Here is a 16,055-nt window from a genome sequence, read left to right on the forward strand (position 1 = left end):
CGGCTGTCAAAAACCCTTTGCCAAAATCGACGGTTCACGACGTGCGACACAACTCTCGGTGGGGCAAACGCGGCATGTCGTGCCAACCTCGCGCGCGTCGGCTGGATCAATGCCGGGTGGGGCCGGCAGCAACAGCATATAGGCCCGCAAGCTGGCCGGTTGGTTAAACCGCGCCCGCGTGACATGCTCGGCAACGCTATAGCTTTGTGCCGCACTATGGCCGCGTCCGGATTGTACCACCATCTGGTACTGCGGTATCGCAGGATTGCCGAGCGCCTGATAGAGCGGCCACAACGCACAGGCCCCGGCGGCACGGGGAATATCAAAGCCGGGCAGCGGCTTGCGGAAGGTCAATGTGCCCGAGGCGTCGCAAATCACCAGCCCCACAGGACCAAACACGTCTGAGGGCAATCCGGCCAGACGGCGAAACAGGCACCCTGCCCCGACATCCAGTTGATCCAGCAGCCGGTCCGGCTGCATGCCATGACAGTCGATTGCCTTTTGCAAAACCGCCATGGGCAAGGCCGCAGCGTCCCTGGCGTATTGCACCAACACATCATGGGCCAGGCTGCGCGCCGCATCGCTGACCAGCACCGGGCTGTTGGCGATCAGATCGGACACCTCCCCGGCCTCCCCCTCAAGGGCGGCAAAGTGATAATCTTCTGCCGCCAGAAAAGCGTGCAACTCGTCCTGGGGCGATCTGATCTCGGATTCCTTGTCGGGTGCATCTTCAAGGTAGCGCACCAGATCCTCGGCCCCTTCGGCCAGTCGGCGGCTGTCCTCGTTGATGTTGCGATTGAACCGCGCGCGCCATTCCGGTTTGAGTTCTTTCGTATCGGCCAGGATCGACGCGGTCGAGCGGATCGCCGTGACCATCGAGATCACCTCATGCAGCGATGCCGCCAGCTGCGGATCATGCGCAAGCCTGTCGGTCAGGGCCTGCACGGTCTCTTCCAGCCCTTCGGCGCGGCGCGCGGTTTCCGTCAGCAACCCGGCCCAGCCCGGAAAACGGCTGGCAAACTCCTCGATACGGTCCAGTTCGACCGCCTGACCGGTGTCGACGCCAGCCGCTTCGTGCAAGCCCGCGATCAGCGTCGCTTCGGCACCTTCGCTCAGCCAGGCCGGATCGACCTCAAGCGCCTCGGCCAGTTGCAACAGCCGTTTGCCGCCGATTCTGCGCCGGTTATGTTCGATCAGGTTCAGGTAAGACGGTGAAATCCCCGCCCGCCCGGCAAGGTCAGATTGCTTTATCCCCGCCAGCACACGTCTTTCGCGAATGCGGCTGCCCACCATCGAACTTTGCGCCATGGCGAATTTCCTTTAGGTTTCACCGGGTTTCAGGACCGTAAACAAAGTAATTTACAAAATCACCATACATATTGTCGATTTTTTTACAAAAAAATTCTTATCGCAAAGTGGCTTGTTGCGAAATTTTCTTACTCTCAACGATAATGGGTTTGCACAACTGTGCGATCTCGGGGCGGCGCAGAGGAGGCGCTCCCCTTGGATTTCTTAATGGGAGGATACTAATGTCCAAATCGAACTTCACGCGTCGTGGTGTGCTGAAAACCAGTGCTATTGCTGGGGCCGGCGTCGCGCTGCCAACCATCTTTACCGCGTCTTCTGTGGCCGCGCACACAAATGCGCCCACCGGTGACACTGTCACACTGGGTTTCAACGTCCCGCAATCGGGCCCCTACGCGGATGAGGGTGCAGACGAACTGCGCGCCTACGAGCTGGCGGTCGAGCACCTGAACGGTGGCGGCGATGGCGGCATGATGAACACATTCTCGTCCAAGGCCCTGCAAGGCAACGGCATCCTGGGCAAGAAAGTCGAATACGTCACCGGCGATACACAGACTAAGTCGGACGCTGCGCGCGCCTCGGCCAAGTCGATGATCGAAAAAGACGGCGCGGTGATGATCACCGGTGGGTCGTCCTCGGGTGTGGCCGTGGCCGTACAGGCGCTGTGCCAAGAAGCCGGCATTATCTTCATGGCGGGTCTGACCCACTCGAACGACACCACGGGTAAAGACCGCAAGGCCAATGGTTTCCGCCACTTCTTTAACTCGTACATGTCCGGCGCAGCCCTCGCACCGGTGCTGGCCAATGCCTATGGTACCGACCGGAAGGCCTATCACCTGACCGCCGACTACAACTGGGGCTACACCACCGAGGAAGCGGTACGCGCCTCAACAGAAGCCATGGGTTGGGATACGGTTGCAGCCGTGAAAACACCGCTGACACAGACCGACTTCTCGTCCTACATCGCGCCGGTGCTCCAGTCGGGTGCCGACACGCTGGTTCTGAACCACTACGGCGGCAACATGGTAAACTCGCTGACTAACGCGGTTCAGTTCGGCCTGCGTGACAAGCAAGTCAACGGTAAAGACTTCCAGATCGTTGTTCCGCTCTACTCTCGCCTGATGGCGAAAGGTGCGGGTGCCAACGTGAAGGGCATCTTCGGTTCCACCAACTGGCACTGGTCGCTGACCGATGAAGGCTCGAAAGCCTTCGTGAAATCCTTCGGCACCAAGTACGGCTTCCCGCCGTCACAGGCCGCGCACACCTGCTATGTTCAGGCCCTGCTTTATGCAGATGCCGTAGAACGCGCCGGATCCTTCGCACCTTGCGCCGTTGGCGAAGCCCTGAAGGACTTTGAATTCGACGGTATGGGCAACGGTAAGACGCTCTATCGTGGCGACGATCACCAGTGCTTCAAAGACGTTCTGGTTGTGAAAGGGAAAGAGAACCCGGAATCCGAGTTCGACCTTCTGGAAATCGTCGAAGTGACACCTGTCGAGCAAGTGACCTACGCGCCCGATCACCCGCAAATGGGTGGGCCCGAGGCCACATTGGGTGCCTGCAACGACGGCGCATAAGCGTCTCGTGATCCTGGAGTGGGCCCCCGCGGCCCACTCCACACCCCCAATACTCTTATCGTTTTCTTGCGCCCGTACGGCGTCGCCTGACCTTGAAGGGACAGACCGATGGAAGCCATCATTCTGCAAATTCTAAATGGCCTTGATAAAGGGTCCGCCTATGCGCTGATCGCTCTTGGCCTTACACTGATCTTCGGCACGCTGGGCGTGGTGAACTTTGCCCACGGGGCATTGTTCATGATCGGGGCCTTCTGCGCCGTGACCCTCAGCCGCCTGTTTACACTCAGTCACGAAGTGCCGGTGCCGGGCGAAGTCGATTTCCTCGGCAACCCGAAAATGGAAAACATTCCATATATCTATGACATTCTGGGCGAGGCCACAGGCGCGGCTGTGATCGACTGGGCGGTACCGCTGTCGATCCTTTTTGCCATTCCGATCATGATGCTGATCGGGGTGATCATGGAGCGCGGGCTGATCAAGCATTTCTACAACCGCCCCCATGCCGATCAGATCCTCGTGACGTTCGGCCTCGCCATCGTTTTGCAGGAAGTCATCAAGTATTTCTATGGCGCCAACCCGATCCCGACCCCCGCGCCCGACGCGTTCCGGGGCTCTTTCGATTTCGGCGCCGTGCTGGGCTTTGACCCGAACCTGATCATCTACCCCTACTGGCGGATCATCTATTTCGCCTTCGCCGCCGTGATCATCGGCGCGGTCTTTGCTTTCCTGCAATTCACCACCTTCGGGATGGTTGTCCGCGCCGGGATGGCCGACCGCGAGACGGTGCAGCTTCTGGGCATCAACATCGACCGCCGCTTCACCATCATGTTTGGCCTTGCGGCCGCCGTGGCCGGGCTTGCCGGGGTGATGTACACGCCCATCAACTCTCCGAACTATCACATGGGCATGGACTTCTTGGTGCTCAGCTTTGTTGTGGTGGTTGTGGGGGGCATGGGCTCGCTTCCGGGCGCTGTGCTGGCCGGGTTCCTGCTGGGGATCCTCGAAAGCTTTGCCTCGATGGGTGCCGTGCTTGAGCTGCTGCCGGGCCTCAATCAGATCATCATCTATCTGGTTGCCATTGTCATTCTACTTACGCGTCCGCGTGGCCTGATGGGTCGCAAAGGCGTGATGGAGGACTAAGCCATGCTTGGACTGGATAAAAAAGACCTTCGCCTGTTCATCATTGTCATTGCCTTGACGATGCTGGCCCCCTTCATCCTGAACCCCTTCCCCGAAGGCTCCGCGATGGCGCAGTTCAACGCTGGCTATCCTGACCTGATGCAGCGTTTCGTGATCTTTGGCATCCTCGCCATCGGGTTCAACATCCTGTTTGGCCTGACCGGCTATCTCAGCTTCGGACACGCCGCTTTCCTGGGTGTCGGGTCCTACGGGGCGATCTGGATGATGAAGCTGGTGACGCTGAACGTGATCCCGGCCATCATCATGGCGGTCATCTTTGCTGGCATCTTTGCGCTTATGGTGGGTTATGTCTCGCTGCGCCGCTCAGGGATTTACTTTTCGATCCTGACGCTCGCTTTTGCCCAGATGTCTTACGCGCTGGCTTACTCGGTGCTGACACCGATCACGGGCGGTGAAACCGGCCTGCAGATCAAACCGACCGACCGTCCGATCCTGTCAAACCTGCAGGATGGAGAGATCGGTCGCGCGAACCTCTTTGGCATGGACATGCGCTCCAGCTTTGAGATGGAGGTGGGCAACTGGCTGTTTACCTTCAACGCGGGCTATTACATCGCCGCCGTGGTGATGCTGCTGGCTTTCTATCTTTCCATCCGCATCTTCCGCTCGCCCTTTGGCACCATGCTGCGCGCGGTGAAGTCAAACCAGACCCGGATGTATTACACCGGCCTGAACGCACGGCCCTACACGCTGGCGGCCTTCGTGATCTCGGGCATGTATGCCGGTCTGGCCGGTGGTCTTCTGGTGGCGATGGACACGCAGGTGGGCCCGGAACGGATGTTCTGGACAGCCTCGGGCGAAGTGGTTCTGATGACGATCCTTGGCGGCGCCGGCACCCTGATCGGGCCGGTTCTGGGCGCGGGTTTCATCAAATACATGGAAAACATCGTCTCCAAGATCAACAAGGCAACGCTGGAAAGCTGGTTTGCCTTCATGCCCGACGGGCTTGAGGATCTGGTGATCACCATGGTCTATCCCTTCATCGGCAAGGGCTGGCACCTGACGCTGGGCCTGTTGTTCATGCTGGTCGTGATCTTCCTGCCCGGTGGGCTGGTTGAGGGCGGCCAACGCATCAAGGCGCTGTTCACGCGCAAAACGGCTGCGGACGACAAACCCGAAGCCGGTCAATCCACCCCTGCAGAATAAGGAGACGTTAAGATGGGAATTCTTGAAGTCAAAAACGTCAACAAACGCTTCGGCGGTCTGCAGGCCCTGGGGGATGTGAATCTCAGCGTCGAGGATCAGTCGGTGCATGCCATCATCGGCCCCAACGGGGCGGGCAAATCCACCCTTCTGAACTGTCTGGTGGGCAAGCTGATCCCGGACACCGGCAGCGTCATGTTTGACGGTCAGTCGGTACTGGGGCGCAAGCCTTACGAGATCAACCAGATGGGCATTTCCCGCGTGTTCCAGACACCCGAGATTTTCGGCGATCTGACCGTTTTGGAAAACATGATGATCCCGATCTTCGCCAAACGCGACGGCGCCTTCCGGATGCATGCCATTGAAAGTGCGAGCAATGAAAAAGAAATCATTGATCAGGCGATGGGCATGCTAGAAAGCCTCAACCTCGCCGATGACCGCGACGACCATGCCGCCTCGATGAGCCGCGGCAACAAGCGCCGCCTTGAAATCGGCATGTGCCTGGCGCAGGAACCGCGCCTGTTGCTGTTGGACGAACCCACCGCCGGTATGGCCCGGGCCGATACCAACAATACCATCGACCTGCTCAAACAGATTAAGGACGAGCGTGACATTACCATCGCAATCATCGAACATGACATGCATGTTGTGTTCTCTCTGGCCGAACGGATCACCGTTCTGGCTCAGGGCACGCCGCTGGTTGAGGACACACCTGACAACATCAAGGGCCATCCCAAGGTGCGCGAAGCATACCTTGGCGAGAGCGCCTAAGAGGGAGATTGAGACATGAACGTCAAACCGGATTTCTCAAAGGGTCACAGCCACGCCGAGACCGCACCAGCCTTCCTCTCGGTCTGGAGCCTCAAGGCTTACTACGGCGAAAGCTATATCGTGCAGGACATCAGCTTTAACGTCCACGAAGGCGAGATTCTCGCGCTTCTGGGACGTAACGGGGCGGGTAAAACCACCACCTTGCGTGCGATTGCCCGGATGGACAGCCCACAGGTGAACCATGGCGAGATCTGGCTGGATCACCAGCCGCTGCACAACATGAAAAGCCATCAGGCCTCGGCGGTGGGCATCGGGCTTGTCCCCGAAGATCGTTGCATCATTCCCGGCCTCACGGTCGAGGAGAACCTGAAGCTGGCACAGATTGCTCCACCGATCGGCTGGTCGCTGGATCGCCTTTATGAATTGTTCCCCCGTTTGCGCGAACGTCGCACCCAAGAAGGCGTCACCCTTTCGGGCGGTGAGCAGCAGATGCTGTCGGTGGCCCGCGCTCTGGCCCGTGACATCAAGGTGCTGCTGTTGGACGAACCTTACGAGGGGCTGGCCCCGGTGATCGTGGACGAGATCGAAAAGACACTCCGCGTGATCAAGGAACAGGGCATCACCACGGTGATCGTTGAACAGAACGCCATTCGCGCGCTTGAACTGGCCGATCGCGCCGTGATTTTGGATACCGGCGGGATCGTCTTTGATGGCACGGCCGCCGAAGTGCTTGAGGATGAGTCGCTCCGCGCGGAATATCTTGCTATATAACATGCACAGACCCGCCCCAACCGGGCGGGTCTTTTCAATTCAGAATACTCGAAGATGAAAGGTCCCAAAATGGCCGACGCAACCTATCCCCCCTCCGCAGAATTTGTCGCCAACGCCCTGGTCAACGAGGCCAAGTATGACGAGATGTACGCTGCCTCGATCAATGACCCCGAAGCTTTCTGGGCCGAGCAGGCCAAACGCATCGACTGGATGACGCACCCGAAAACGATCAAGAATGTCAGCTACGAGTTCGGCAATGTCTCGATCAACTGGTACGAGGACGGCACCCTGAACGTCTCAGCCAACTGCATTGACCGTCATCTGGAAACCCGTGGCGATCAGACCGCGATCATCTGGGAGCCGGATGATCCGAACGAGTCAGCACAGCACTTCACCTACAAAGAGCTGCACGCCGAGGTCTGCAAAATGGCCAACGTGATGAAATCGCTGGGCATCGGCAAGGGTGATCGCGTCGTGCTTTACCTGCCGATGATCCCCGAGGCGGCCTATGCCATGCTGGCCTGTACCCGCATCGGCGCGATCCACTCGATCGTGTTCGCAGGTTTCTCGCCGGACGCCCTTGGCGCGCGGGTGAATGGCTGTGACGCCAAGCTGGTGATCACCGCCGACACCGCCCCGCGCGGCGGCCGCGCCACCAAGCTGAAAGACAACGTCAATCAGGCGCTGTTGAACGACTTTGACGAGGTCAAATGCCTTGTGGTCAAGCGCACCGGTGATCAGATCGCCTGGCGTGATGGTCTGGATTACTGGTGGCATGAAGAAGCCGCCAAAGTCGATGCCGACTGCCCGCCCGAAGAGATGAATGCCGAAGATCCGCTGTTCATCCTCTACACGTCTGGTTCCACCGGCATGCCCAAGGGCGTCGTGCACACCACGGGCGGCTACCTGACCTATGCCGCGATGACCCATGAAATCGTGTTCGACTACCACGATGGCGATATCTACTGGTGCACCGCCGATGTGGGCTGGGTCACGGGCCACAGCTATATCGTCTATGGACCACTTGCCAATGGCGCAACCACGCTGATGTTCGAAGGTGTGCCGACCTACCCGGATGCCTCACGCTTCTGGCAGGTCTGCGAAAAGCACAAGGTGAACCAGTTCTACACCGCACCCACCGCCCTGCGCGCGCTGATGGGCCAGGGCGACAGCTTTGTCGAGGCCTGCGATCTGAGGAGCCTCAAGGTGCTGGGCACCGTGGGCGAGCCGATCAACCCCGAAGCGTGGACCTGGTATTCCAACGTTGTCGGTGGCGGGCGTTGCCCCATCGTCGATACATGGTGGCAGACCGAAACCGGCGGTCATCTGATGACCCCCCTGCCCGGCGCGCATGCGATGAAACCGGGCGCGGCCATGAAACCGTTCTTCGGCATCAAACCCATCGTTCTCGAACCCGCTTCGGGCGAGATTATCGAGGGCAACGATGTTGAGGGCGTGCTGTGCATCGCCGACAGCTGGCCCGGTCAGATGCGCACCGTCTGGGGCGATCACGAGCGGTTCATGAAAACCTATTTCGCCGATTACAAAGGCTATTACTTCACCGGTGACGGCTGCCGCCGCGATGAAGACGGCGATTACTGGATCACCGGCCGCGTCGATGACGTGATCAACGTGTCGGGTCACCGGATGGGCACCGCCGAAGTCGAAAGCGCCCTCGTGGCGCATTCCAAGGTGTCCGAGGCTGCTGTCGTCGGCTATCCCCATGATATCAAGGGACAAGGTATCTATTGCTATGTCACGTTGATGGCTGGCGAAGAACCCACCGAAGAGCTGCGTCAGGAGCTGCGCGTCTGGGTGCGTCAGGAAATCGGGCCGATTGCCTCGCCCGACCTGATCCAGTGGGCCCCCGGCCTGCCGAAAACGCGCTCAGGGAAAATCATGCGCCGTATCCTGCGCAAGATCGCTGAGAACGACTACGGCGCTCTGGGCGACACCTCTACCCTCGCCGATCCCTCGGTGGTGGACGAGCTGATCGAGAACCGGATGAACAAGTAAACAACCGGCATTGAAGCAAACGGTAGGGCGGGGTTTCACCCCGCCTTTATTTTCTGTCACCAGCGGCTACGCCTTGCGTGTCGCCAGGTAGACGCCGATTGCCGCGATCCCCATGCCACCCCATGCCAATGGCGGCATCACCTCGCCCAGCAACAGCCACGCGATCAAGGCGGCCAGTGGGGGCACCAAAAAGAACAGCGCCGATACCCGCGCCACGTCGCCTGCGCGGATCATGGCCAGCAAAAGGCCGACCGCAATCAGCGAATTCCCGATCACCAGATAAGTAAGGGCCGCCGTGAATTCCCAAGTCCAGTTAACCTGCGGGTCTTCCAGCAACAACAACAAGGGCAGCACCCCAAGCAACCCCACCGCATAACCTATCAGATTGGTGGTGACAGGGTGATGTTTCAGCCCAAACCGCTTCTCCCATAACGATCCGGCAGTGATCCCCATCAGGCCCAGAAACGCGCAGGTGAATCCAAACAGCGACGGCGCTTCGACGGTTGAACGCACGGCGATCACCACGGCGCACCCCGCCAACCCAAGGATCAAACCCAGCCATTGGTTGCGTCCCGCGGCCTCGCCTGTCCAACGCGGGGCAATCAAGGCCACGACCACCGGCTGCAGTGACATCAACAGTGCCACGGTGCCCGCCGCGACGCCAGCATGGAAAGCAAAGTAACTCATGCCGAAATAGACTGTCTGGATCAGGAAACCGACCATCGCCAGATGGCCCCATTCCGCGCAGGTGGCGGGCAAAGGCGGGCGTAGGATGACAAACAAGATCGCCATCAGCCCCACCACCAGACCAAAGCGCAGAGCCAGCAACGTCATCGGCTGTGTGTACTGCAACCCGACTTTGGCAACGGCATAGCCGCCTGACCACAGGATCAAAAACACCACCGGAGCGGCGACAAGCCAGAGCGGGCGGTTGGATGGCATTGGGTCACTTTCTGAAACTTCACAAGCCTTATAGGGGTCTGTTACCGCAATAGCCAGAAACAGAAGATACTATTAATTATCATTCACAAACAAAATATTACGATACATACTTCATGTTGATCACGCCCGTTTGCGACACGCAGTCGCTTTTAAGCAAGACAGAACAGATGCGCTCAAGCAGCCTTGAGGAACCAGCCCATTTTGACCGGTGCCCCAATGACAACCCTGACGCCCAACAGCTCGCATAGTGCTGCGTCGAACCCGATGCAGGGGATCAGCTGCGTTCTGATCGCGATGATCTTCTTTGTCACGCAGGATGTGCTGATGAAGACCCTGCTGGATACCTATCCGATCTGGATGCTGCTTTTTATCCGCTCACTGGTCACCGCGATCATCCTTGTGCCCCTGATCCTCTATTTGGGCGGCGATCATCGCCTGCTCAGCCCGCTTTGGCCCATACACCTGGTGCGCGGTGCATTGTTCGTGGCAGGCTTTGCGATGTTCTACACGGCTTTTCCATTCATGGGACTGGCCGAGGTGACGACAATCTTCTTCTCGGCCCCGCTGTTCACCGCCATTCTGGCCGCAGTTTGGTTGAAAGAACAGATCGGCCCGCATCGTATCGGCGCGCTGTTGCTTGGATTTATCGGGGTTGTCATTGCGATGAACCCGGCCGGAGACGGCTTTAGCTGGATCGCGATCCTGCCACTGACCTGCGCGATCAGCTATGCGATGATGCAGGTCCTTGCGCGCCAGATTGGCGACCGCGAAACCTCGCTCACTGTGGGTCTGAATACTCTGGGGGTGGCCGGCATCCTTATTCTGCCCGTCGGATGGCTTGTGAACCAGTTGATCACACCGGGCCCTGATTTTCCCCATCTGCGTCTAGCCTTTCCGCTGGATCGGGTGCAGGACATCCCCCAGCTGCTGTTGCTGGCTCTTGTGGGCATGGTCGGCTGGGTGCTGCTGTCACGTGCCTACCAGGTGGCCAGCGCCAGCCTTGTCGCCCCGTTCGATTACACATATCTGCCCCTCGCCGCGCTTGTTGCCTATCTTCTATTCGATGAGGTGCCTGCCGGGTCCACCCTGATCGGCATGGCCCTGATCATCATTGGCGGACTTTACCTGGGCTACCGCGAACTGAAAGCGGTGCAGACCACCGATGATCCGGCGCTGGTGGCCGAAGGGCTTTATGCGCCCGGCAACCCGATTCCCCCTCACACGACGGACGACGACCTCGTGCATAAAGACAGGCCGGATGATGGCCGAACTGAGTAACCCGACCATCCTCGCGCGCGACCCACGCGGGGTGCTTCTGGTATTTCTGGCCGGTGTGGTCTGGTCGACCGTCGGCCTTGGCATCCGACTGATTGACGACGCACAGGTCTGGCAAATCCTGTTCTATCGCTCGATCAGCCTGTCGGCATTTCTCTATCTGCTGATCTGGTGGCGCAATGGACGTTCGGCTTTCGCCATGATCCCGGCATTGGGAGTAAGCGGCATGATCGGCGCATTGGCGCTCGTCGCAGCCTATACCGGCGGTATCTATGCGATCCAGACCACCTCGGTGGCCAATGCGATGCTTTTGTTTGCAACCGCGCCCTTCATGGCCGCGATCCTTGGGCTGTTGGTGCTGCGAGAGGGCGTGCGCTGGCAAACCTGGGTTGCCATAGCCGGTGCCTGTCTGGGCATTGCCATCATGGTGGGGGGCAAATTCGGCGAGGGCGCGTTTGTCGGCAATCTTGCCGCGCTCGGCTCGGCACTTGGTTTTGCGGTTTTCACCATCGCCCTGCGCTGGGGTCGCGCGGGCGAGATGTTGCCCTGCATCTTCCTGTCCGGGCTGTTTGGCATCGTCCTGATGGCGGCGATCTGTTTGGCCCTGGACCTGTCCCTGATCCTGTCGCCGCGCGACAGCGGGATCGCGTTTTCGATGGGCGTGTTTCAGGTGGGCCTGGGATTGGTCCTCTATACGCTGGGGTCCAAGTCGGTGCCCGCGGCCGAACTGACCTTGCTGTCGCTGGCCGAGGTTTTGCTGGCCCCTCTCTGGGTCTGGCTGGTGCTGGGCGAAGTGCCGACATTGCTGACAATGATCGGCGGGGCCGTTCTGTTGGCGGCGGTCGCAGGCAACGCGGTGTCAGGCATAAAACGCAAGGCCCCGGTCACGCTGGTCTAGTCGTCCCGATCGGCCTTCAGACGCGCACGCAGCTCGGTTTTCAGGACCTTGCCATAATTGTTCTTGGGCAGTTCAGACAGTGAAAAATAGGCCTTGGGGCGTTTGAACCGGGCGATGTGGTCAAGGCAATGGGCGTCCAGCGCCTCTGCATCTACCTCGTCATCCTGTGGGACCACGAAGGCCACGACATCCTCGCCCCATTCCGCGTTTTCCCGGCCCACGACCGAGACCTCCTGAACCGACGGGTGCTGTAACAACACCTCTTCCACCTCGCGCGGATAGATGTTCGAGCCGCCCGAGATGATCATATCCTTCGAGCGATCCATCAGGGTCAGATACCCATCCTCGTCCAATTGCCCCACATCACCGGTCATCAGCCAGCCATTGACCAGCGTCTTGGCCGTGGCTGTCTCGTTACGCCAATAACCGGGCATCACCGCGTCACCGCGCACCATGATCTCGCCACTGGTGCCAGGCGGCAGAAGGTTTCCCTCATCATCGCCAATCTGCACCTCAACAACGGATTGCGCCCGACCGACCGAGCCGAGACGCTGTTGCCAGCGCGGGTGGCTGCGGTCGGCCACGTCCGCGCGGCCAAGCGCGGTGATCGCCATTGGGCATTCGCCTTGCCCGTAGACCTGTACGAAGATAGGGCCAAACCGCTCAACCGCCTCGATGATATCCGCGTTATACATTGGCCCGCCCGCATAAACGATGGTGCGCAGCCCCTCGCCCGTCCCGTCCTTGGCAAGCGTCAACCGCTTGACCATCGTGGGCGCGGCAAACAGATGCACATCGCGCGCGTGGCGTGCCAGATCGAAAATTTCATCCGGTTCAAACTGTCCGGATGCAGGGCAGATATGGCGCGCGCCCATCAGCACATGCACCGGGATGTACATGCCCGCAGCATGGCTCATCGGGGCCGCATAAAGCGTCGCATGATCCGAGGTCACCGCGTCTACGTCAGCCAGATAAGACAGGGTCATCACGCTGATCATCCGATGCGTGATCATCACGCCCTTGGGCCGCCCCGTCGTACCAGAGGTATAGAACAACCACGCCAGATCACTAGGGGCGCGCGCAGTGATCCCATCGACGGGCGCATGGTCAAGGACTTCGCAGAAGGCCTCACTTGCCTGATCGACGATCACCCCCTGCACCCCGGCGTCTTGCAAAGCCTCGGTCAGACCGGGAGAGGTGAACGTGAGTCCGGCGCCGCTATCCTCGATGATCCACGCCGCTTCGCGACCATGCAGCTTGGCATTGATCGGCACCGCCGCCGCCCCGGCATACCAGATGCCATAAAGCGCGATCAGATAGTCAGGTGTGTTCTTCATGAAAATCGCCACACGGTCACCGGGCTGCACACCCTGCCCTGTCAACCACCCGGCCAAACGTGCCGCCCGGGTATGAAAGGCCGCGTAATCGGCCACCAGATCATGACCCAGAAAGATCGCAGGCGCCCCGGGTGCCCTGACCGCTGCACGCTCCAACCATATCCCGATATTCATTGTCTCTCTCCCTCACCCGGCTTTCTCTAAAAACCATTGGCAGCGGCCCCGATCAAGTCGTAGAACTACGCGTCCCTGTCCGAGAGGCCCAATGCCCCCCAAAGACCTCGCCTTTGAACACGCCCCGATCGGGCTTGCCGTTCTGGAGAACCGCATCATCCAGCTCTGCAACCGACAGTTCGGGGAAACCTTTGGTGGCCTGCCCAGTGCGTTTGAAGGCGTGTCACTGGCCGAGCATTACCCGTCTATCGAGGATTACAACCGCATCGGCGAACGCGGGTTGGCCCAGATGCAGATCACCGGGCGCTATTCGGACGAACGGGTGATGAAACGCCGCGACGGCACACTGTTCTGGTGCCGGGTGCGCGGCCAATCGCTGACGCCCGAGGATCCGTTCCTGCGCGGGATCTGGTCCTTTGCGGATCTTTCCGACGAACGCCCCCTGGTGGCGTTGACACAGCGCGAACGCGAGGTGGCGATCCTGACATGCCGCGGCCTGACATCCAAGGAAATCGGCCGCGAACTGGGGTTGTCCTACCGCACAATCGAGGTCTATCGCGCCCGCCTGCTGGAGAAGTTTCAGGCCCGCAAACTGGCCGAACTGGTGGCCAAGCTGTCCGGTATGCCGCTCTAGAACATGGCGCGCTCTGGTAATCCGATCCAAAAGCCCCCATTTTCCCCTCAAATGCCCGCTTTTCTCGCCCCTTGGCTTGGCCTATAAGCAGGGAAAACAATTGCCCGTGACGCAGCGTCACCGGAGCGCCATTGGTCGAGGACCCCGATGCCCAAAAACACCCATGAGTCTGATGTTGCCTTTGTCAAAGCCCTGGCAGAGCTGTTGAATGACAACGAGTTGACCGAGTTGCAGGTCAAACGCGATTACGGCGAAAATGACAGCCTGAACGTACGTGTCAGCCGCAAACAGGAGGTGGTGGCCCACGCCGCGATGCCCGCACCTGCCGCGGCCATGGCCGCACCTGCGCCAGCGGCACCCGCCGCACCGGCCGCTGCCGAGGCCGCGCCTGCAACCGAAGATCCGGCGGATCATCCCGGCGCTGTCGCTTCGCCGATGGTGGGCACCGTCTATATGCAGGCCGAACCCGGATCGCCCGCCTTCGTCAGCGTGGGTGACAAGGTCAGCGAAGGCGACACGCTGCTGATCGTCGAGGCGATGAAAACCATGAACCACATTCCCGCCCCGCGCGGTGGCACGGTGAAACGCATTCTGGTCGAAGACGGGGCTGCCGTGGAATATGGCGCACCGCTGATGATCATCGAATAGGGGCACAGCCATGTTCGATAAAATCCTTGTCGCCAACCGTGGTGAAATTGCCCTGCGCGTGATCCGCGCGGCGCGCGAAATGGGCATCCAGTCCGTCGCGGTTCATTCCACCGCGGATGCCGATGCGATGCATGTACGCATGGCGGACGAAAGCGTGTGTATTGGCCCGCCCTCCAGCACGGAAAGCTATCTGTCGATCCCCGCGATCATTGCCGCCTGCGAAGTGACCGGCGCTCAGGCGATTCATCCGGGCTATGGTTTTCTGAGTGAAAACGCCAATTTCGTGCAGATCGTTGAGGATCACGACCTTACGTTCATCGGTCCCACCGCAGAGCACATCCGCATCATGGGCGACAAGATCACCGCCAAGGACACGATGAAAGAGTTAGGCGTGCCCTGCGTACCCGGATCGGACGGCGGTGTGCCCGATCTGGCTGCGGCCAAGGCTCTGGGCGAGGAAATGGGTTATCCGGTGATCGTCAAGGCCACTGCCGGCGGCGGCGGGCGCGGCATGAAAGTGGCCGAGACGGCGGATGACATCGAAATGGCCTTCCGCACCGCCCGCTCCGAGGCCAAGAATGCTTTTGGCAATGACGAGGTCTATATCGAGAAATACCTGACCACGCCGCGCCATATTGAAATTCAGGTGTTTGGCGACGGCAAGGGCAAGGCCGTGCATCTGGGTGAGCGCGATTGCTCGCTGCAGCGACGTCACCAGAAAGTATTTGAAGAGGCCCCCGGCCCCTGCATTTCTGAGGAGGAACGCACACGGATCGGCAAGGTCTGCGCCGACGCAGTGGCCAAGATCAACTATGCCGGCGCCGGCACGATCGAGTTTCTTTATGAAAAGGGTGAGTTCTATTTCATCGAGATGAACACCCGCCTGCAGGTGGAACACCCGGTGACCGAAGCCATCTTTGGTGTCGACCTGGTACAGGAACAGATCCGCGTTGCCGAAGGGCTGCCGATGTCCTTCACGCAGGATGATCTGATCATCAATGGCCACGCCATAGAAGTGCGCATCAACGCGGAAAAGCTGCCGGAATTCGCCCCGCGCCCCGGGAAAATCACCCAGTTTCACGCCCCCGGCGGTCTGGGTGTGCGCATGGATTCGGCGCTTTATGACGGCTATTCGATCCCGCCCTATTACGACAGCCTGATTGCCAAGCTGGTGGTGCATGGCCCGGATCGCGCCTCGGCCCTTGCCCGCCTCAACCGGGCATTGGGCGAGTTGATCGTGGATGGTGTGGATACCACCGTGCCGCTGTTCCACGCACTTTTGCAGGAAGAGGATGTGCATTCTGGCGACTACAACATCCACTGGCTCGAACATTGGCTGGAGACCAACCTGAGGGAATGACCCCAAG

14 protein-coding genes are annotated in these 16,055 nt (G+C 59.8%); 11 read left to right on the plus strand and 3 right to left on the minus strand.

Annotated features, from left to right (window positions below; translation table 11 throughout):
• Window positions 1-6 precede the first annotated feature (6 nt).
• Window positions 7-1,308 carry a helix-turn-helix domain-containing protein gene (locus V6N02_RS05090; RefSeq protein ID WP_371224406.1) on the minus strand — a complete coding sequence of 434 codons (1,302 nt, stop codon included), beginning with the start codon at window positions 1,306-1,308 and terminating at the stop codon, window positions 7-9.
• Between the two features lie 221 nt (window positions 1,309-1,529).
• Between V6N02_RS05090 and V6N02_RS05095 the strand changes: the two genes are divergently transcribed.
• The 6 genes from V6N02_RS05095 to acs all read left to right on the plus strand — a co-directional run bounded on the left by V6N02_RS05095 (window position 1,530) and on the right by acs (window position 8,780).
• Window positions 1,530-2,882: a substrate-binding protein gene (locus V6N02_RS05095; RefSeq protein WP_371224407.1), complete on the plus strand. Its 1,353-nt coding sequence runs from the start codon at window positions 1,530-1,532 to the stop codon at window positions 2,880-2,882.
• 108 nt (window positions 2,883-2,990) lie between these two features.
• Complete coding sequence (locus tag V6N02_RS05100) at window positions 2,991-4,022, plus strand: branched-chain amino acid ABC transporter permease (protein ID WP_371224408.1); 1,032 nt, start codon at window positions 2,991-2,993, stop codon at window positions 4,020-4,022.
• A 3-nt stretch (window positions 4,023-4,025) separates the two neighbouring features.
• The gene (locus V6N02_RS05105) at window positions 4,026-5,225 is read left to right on the plus strand and encodes a branched-chain amino acid ABC transporter permease (RefSeq protein WP_371224409.1); all 1,200 of its coding nucleotides are present in this window, start codon (window positions 4,026-4,028) and stop codon (window positions 5,223-5,225) included.
• 12 nt (window positions 5,226-5,237) lie between these two features.
• Complete coding sequence (locus V6N02_RS05110; protein ID WP_371224410.1) at window positions 5,238-5,993, plus strand: ABC transporter ATP-binding protein; 756 nt, start codon at window positions 5,238-5,240, stop codon at window positions 5,991-5,993.
• Window positions 5,994-6,008: 15 nt separating this feature from the next.
• Window positions 6,009-6,764 (plus strand): ABC transporter ATP-binding protein, encoded by a 756-nt coding sequence (locus V6N02_RS05115; protein ID WP_371224411.1) that lies wholly within the window; start codon window positions 6,009-6,011, stop codon window positions 6,762-6,764.
• A gap of 69 nt (window positions 6,765-6,833) precedes the next feature.
• Entirely contained in the window at window positions 6,834-8,780 is a 1,947-nt protein-coding gene (acs, locus tag V6N02_RS05120) for an acetate--CoA ligase (RefSeq protein ID WP_371224412.1), read from the plus strand.
• Window positions 8,781-8,846: 66 nt separating this feature from the next.
• On the opposite strand, the gene V6N02_RS05125 is transcribed toward acs, so the two are convergent.
• Complete coding sequence (locus V6N02_RS05125) at window positions 8,847-9,722, minus strand: DMT family transporter (protein ID WP_371224413.1); 876 nt, start codon at window positions 9,720-9,722, stop codon at window positions 8,847-8,849.
• A gap of 216 nt (window positions 9,723-9,938) precedes the next feature.
• On the opposite strand from V6N02_RS05125, the gene V6N02_RS05130 reads away from it, so the two are divergent.
• On the plus strand, window positions 9,939-11,000 hold the full coding sequence (locus tag V6N02_RS05130; protein WP_371224414.1) for a DMT family transporter: 1,062 nt from the start codon (window positions 9,939-9,941) through the stop codon (window positions 10,998-11,000).
• Window positions 10,984-11,895, plus strand: coding sequence for a DMT family transporter (locus V6N02_RS05135; protein ID WP_371224415.1), 912 nt, complete (start codon window positions 10,984-10,986; stop codon window positions 11,893-11,895). The genes V6N02_RS05130 and V6N02_RS05135 overlap by 17 nt, the downstream gene beginning before the upstream one ends.
• Here the strand turns inward: V6N02_RS05135 and V6N02_RS05140 are convergent.
• Entirely contained in the window at window positions 11,892-13,406 is a 1,515-nt protein-coding gene (locus V6N02_RS05140) for an AMP-binding protein (protein ID WP_371224416.1), read from the minus strand. The two genes, V6N02_RS05135 and V6N02_RS05140, sit on opposite strands and share 4 nt — an antisense overlap.
• A gap of 91 nt (window positions 13,407-13,497) precedes the next feature.
• On the opposite strand from V6N02_RS05140, the gene V6N02_RS05145 reads away from it, so the two are divergent.
• The 3 genes from V6N02_RS05145 to accC all read left to right on the plus strand — a co-directional run bounded on the left by V6N02_RS05145 (window position 13,498) and on the right by accC (window position 16,048).
• Entirely contained in the window at window positions 13,498-14,040 is a 543-nt protein-coding gene (locus V6N02_RS05145; protein WP_371224417.1) for a LuxR C-terminal-related transcriptional regulator, read from the plus strand.
• Between the two features lie 147 nt (window positions 14,041-14,187).
• Entirely contained in the window at window positions 14,188-14,688 is a 501-nt protein-coding gene (gene accB / locus V6N02_RS05150) for an acetyl-CoA carboxylase biotin carboxyl carrier protein (protein WP_371224418.1), read from the plus strand.
• Window positions 14,689-14,698: 10 nt separating this feature from the next.
• Window positions 14,699-16,048 (plus strand): acetyl-CoA carboxylase biotin carboxylase subunit, encoded by a 1,350-nt coding sequence (gene accC, locus V6N02_RS05155; RefSeq protein WP_371224419.1) that lies wholly within the window; start codon window positions 14,699-14,701, stop codon window positions 16,046-16,048.
• Window positions 16,049-16,055 lie beyond the last annotated feature (7 nt).

It is taken from the genome of Roseovarius conchicola, from assembly GCF_041403425.1.
Classification (GTDB): Bacteria; Pseudomonadota; Alphaproteobacteria; order Rhodobacterales; family Rhodobacteraceae; genus Roseovarius; species Roseovarius conchicola.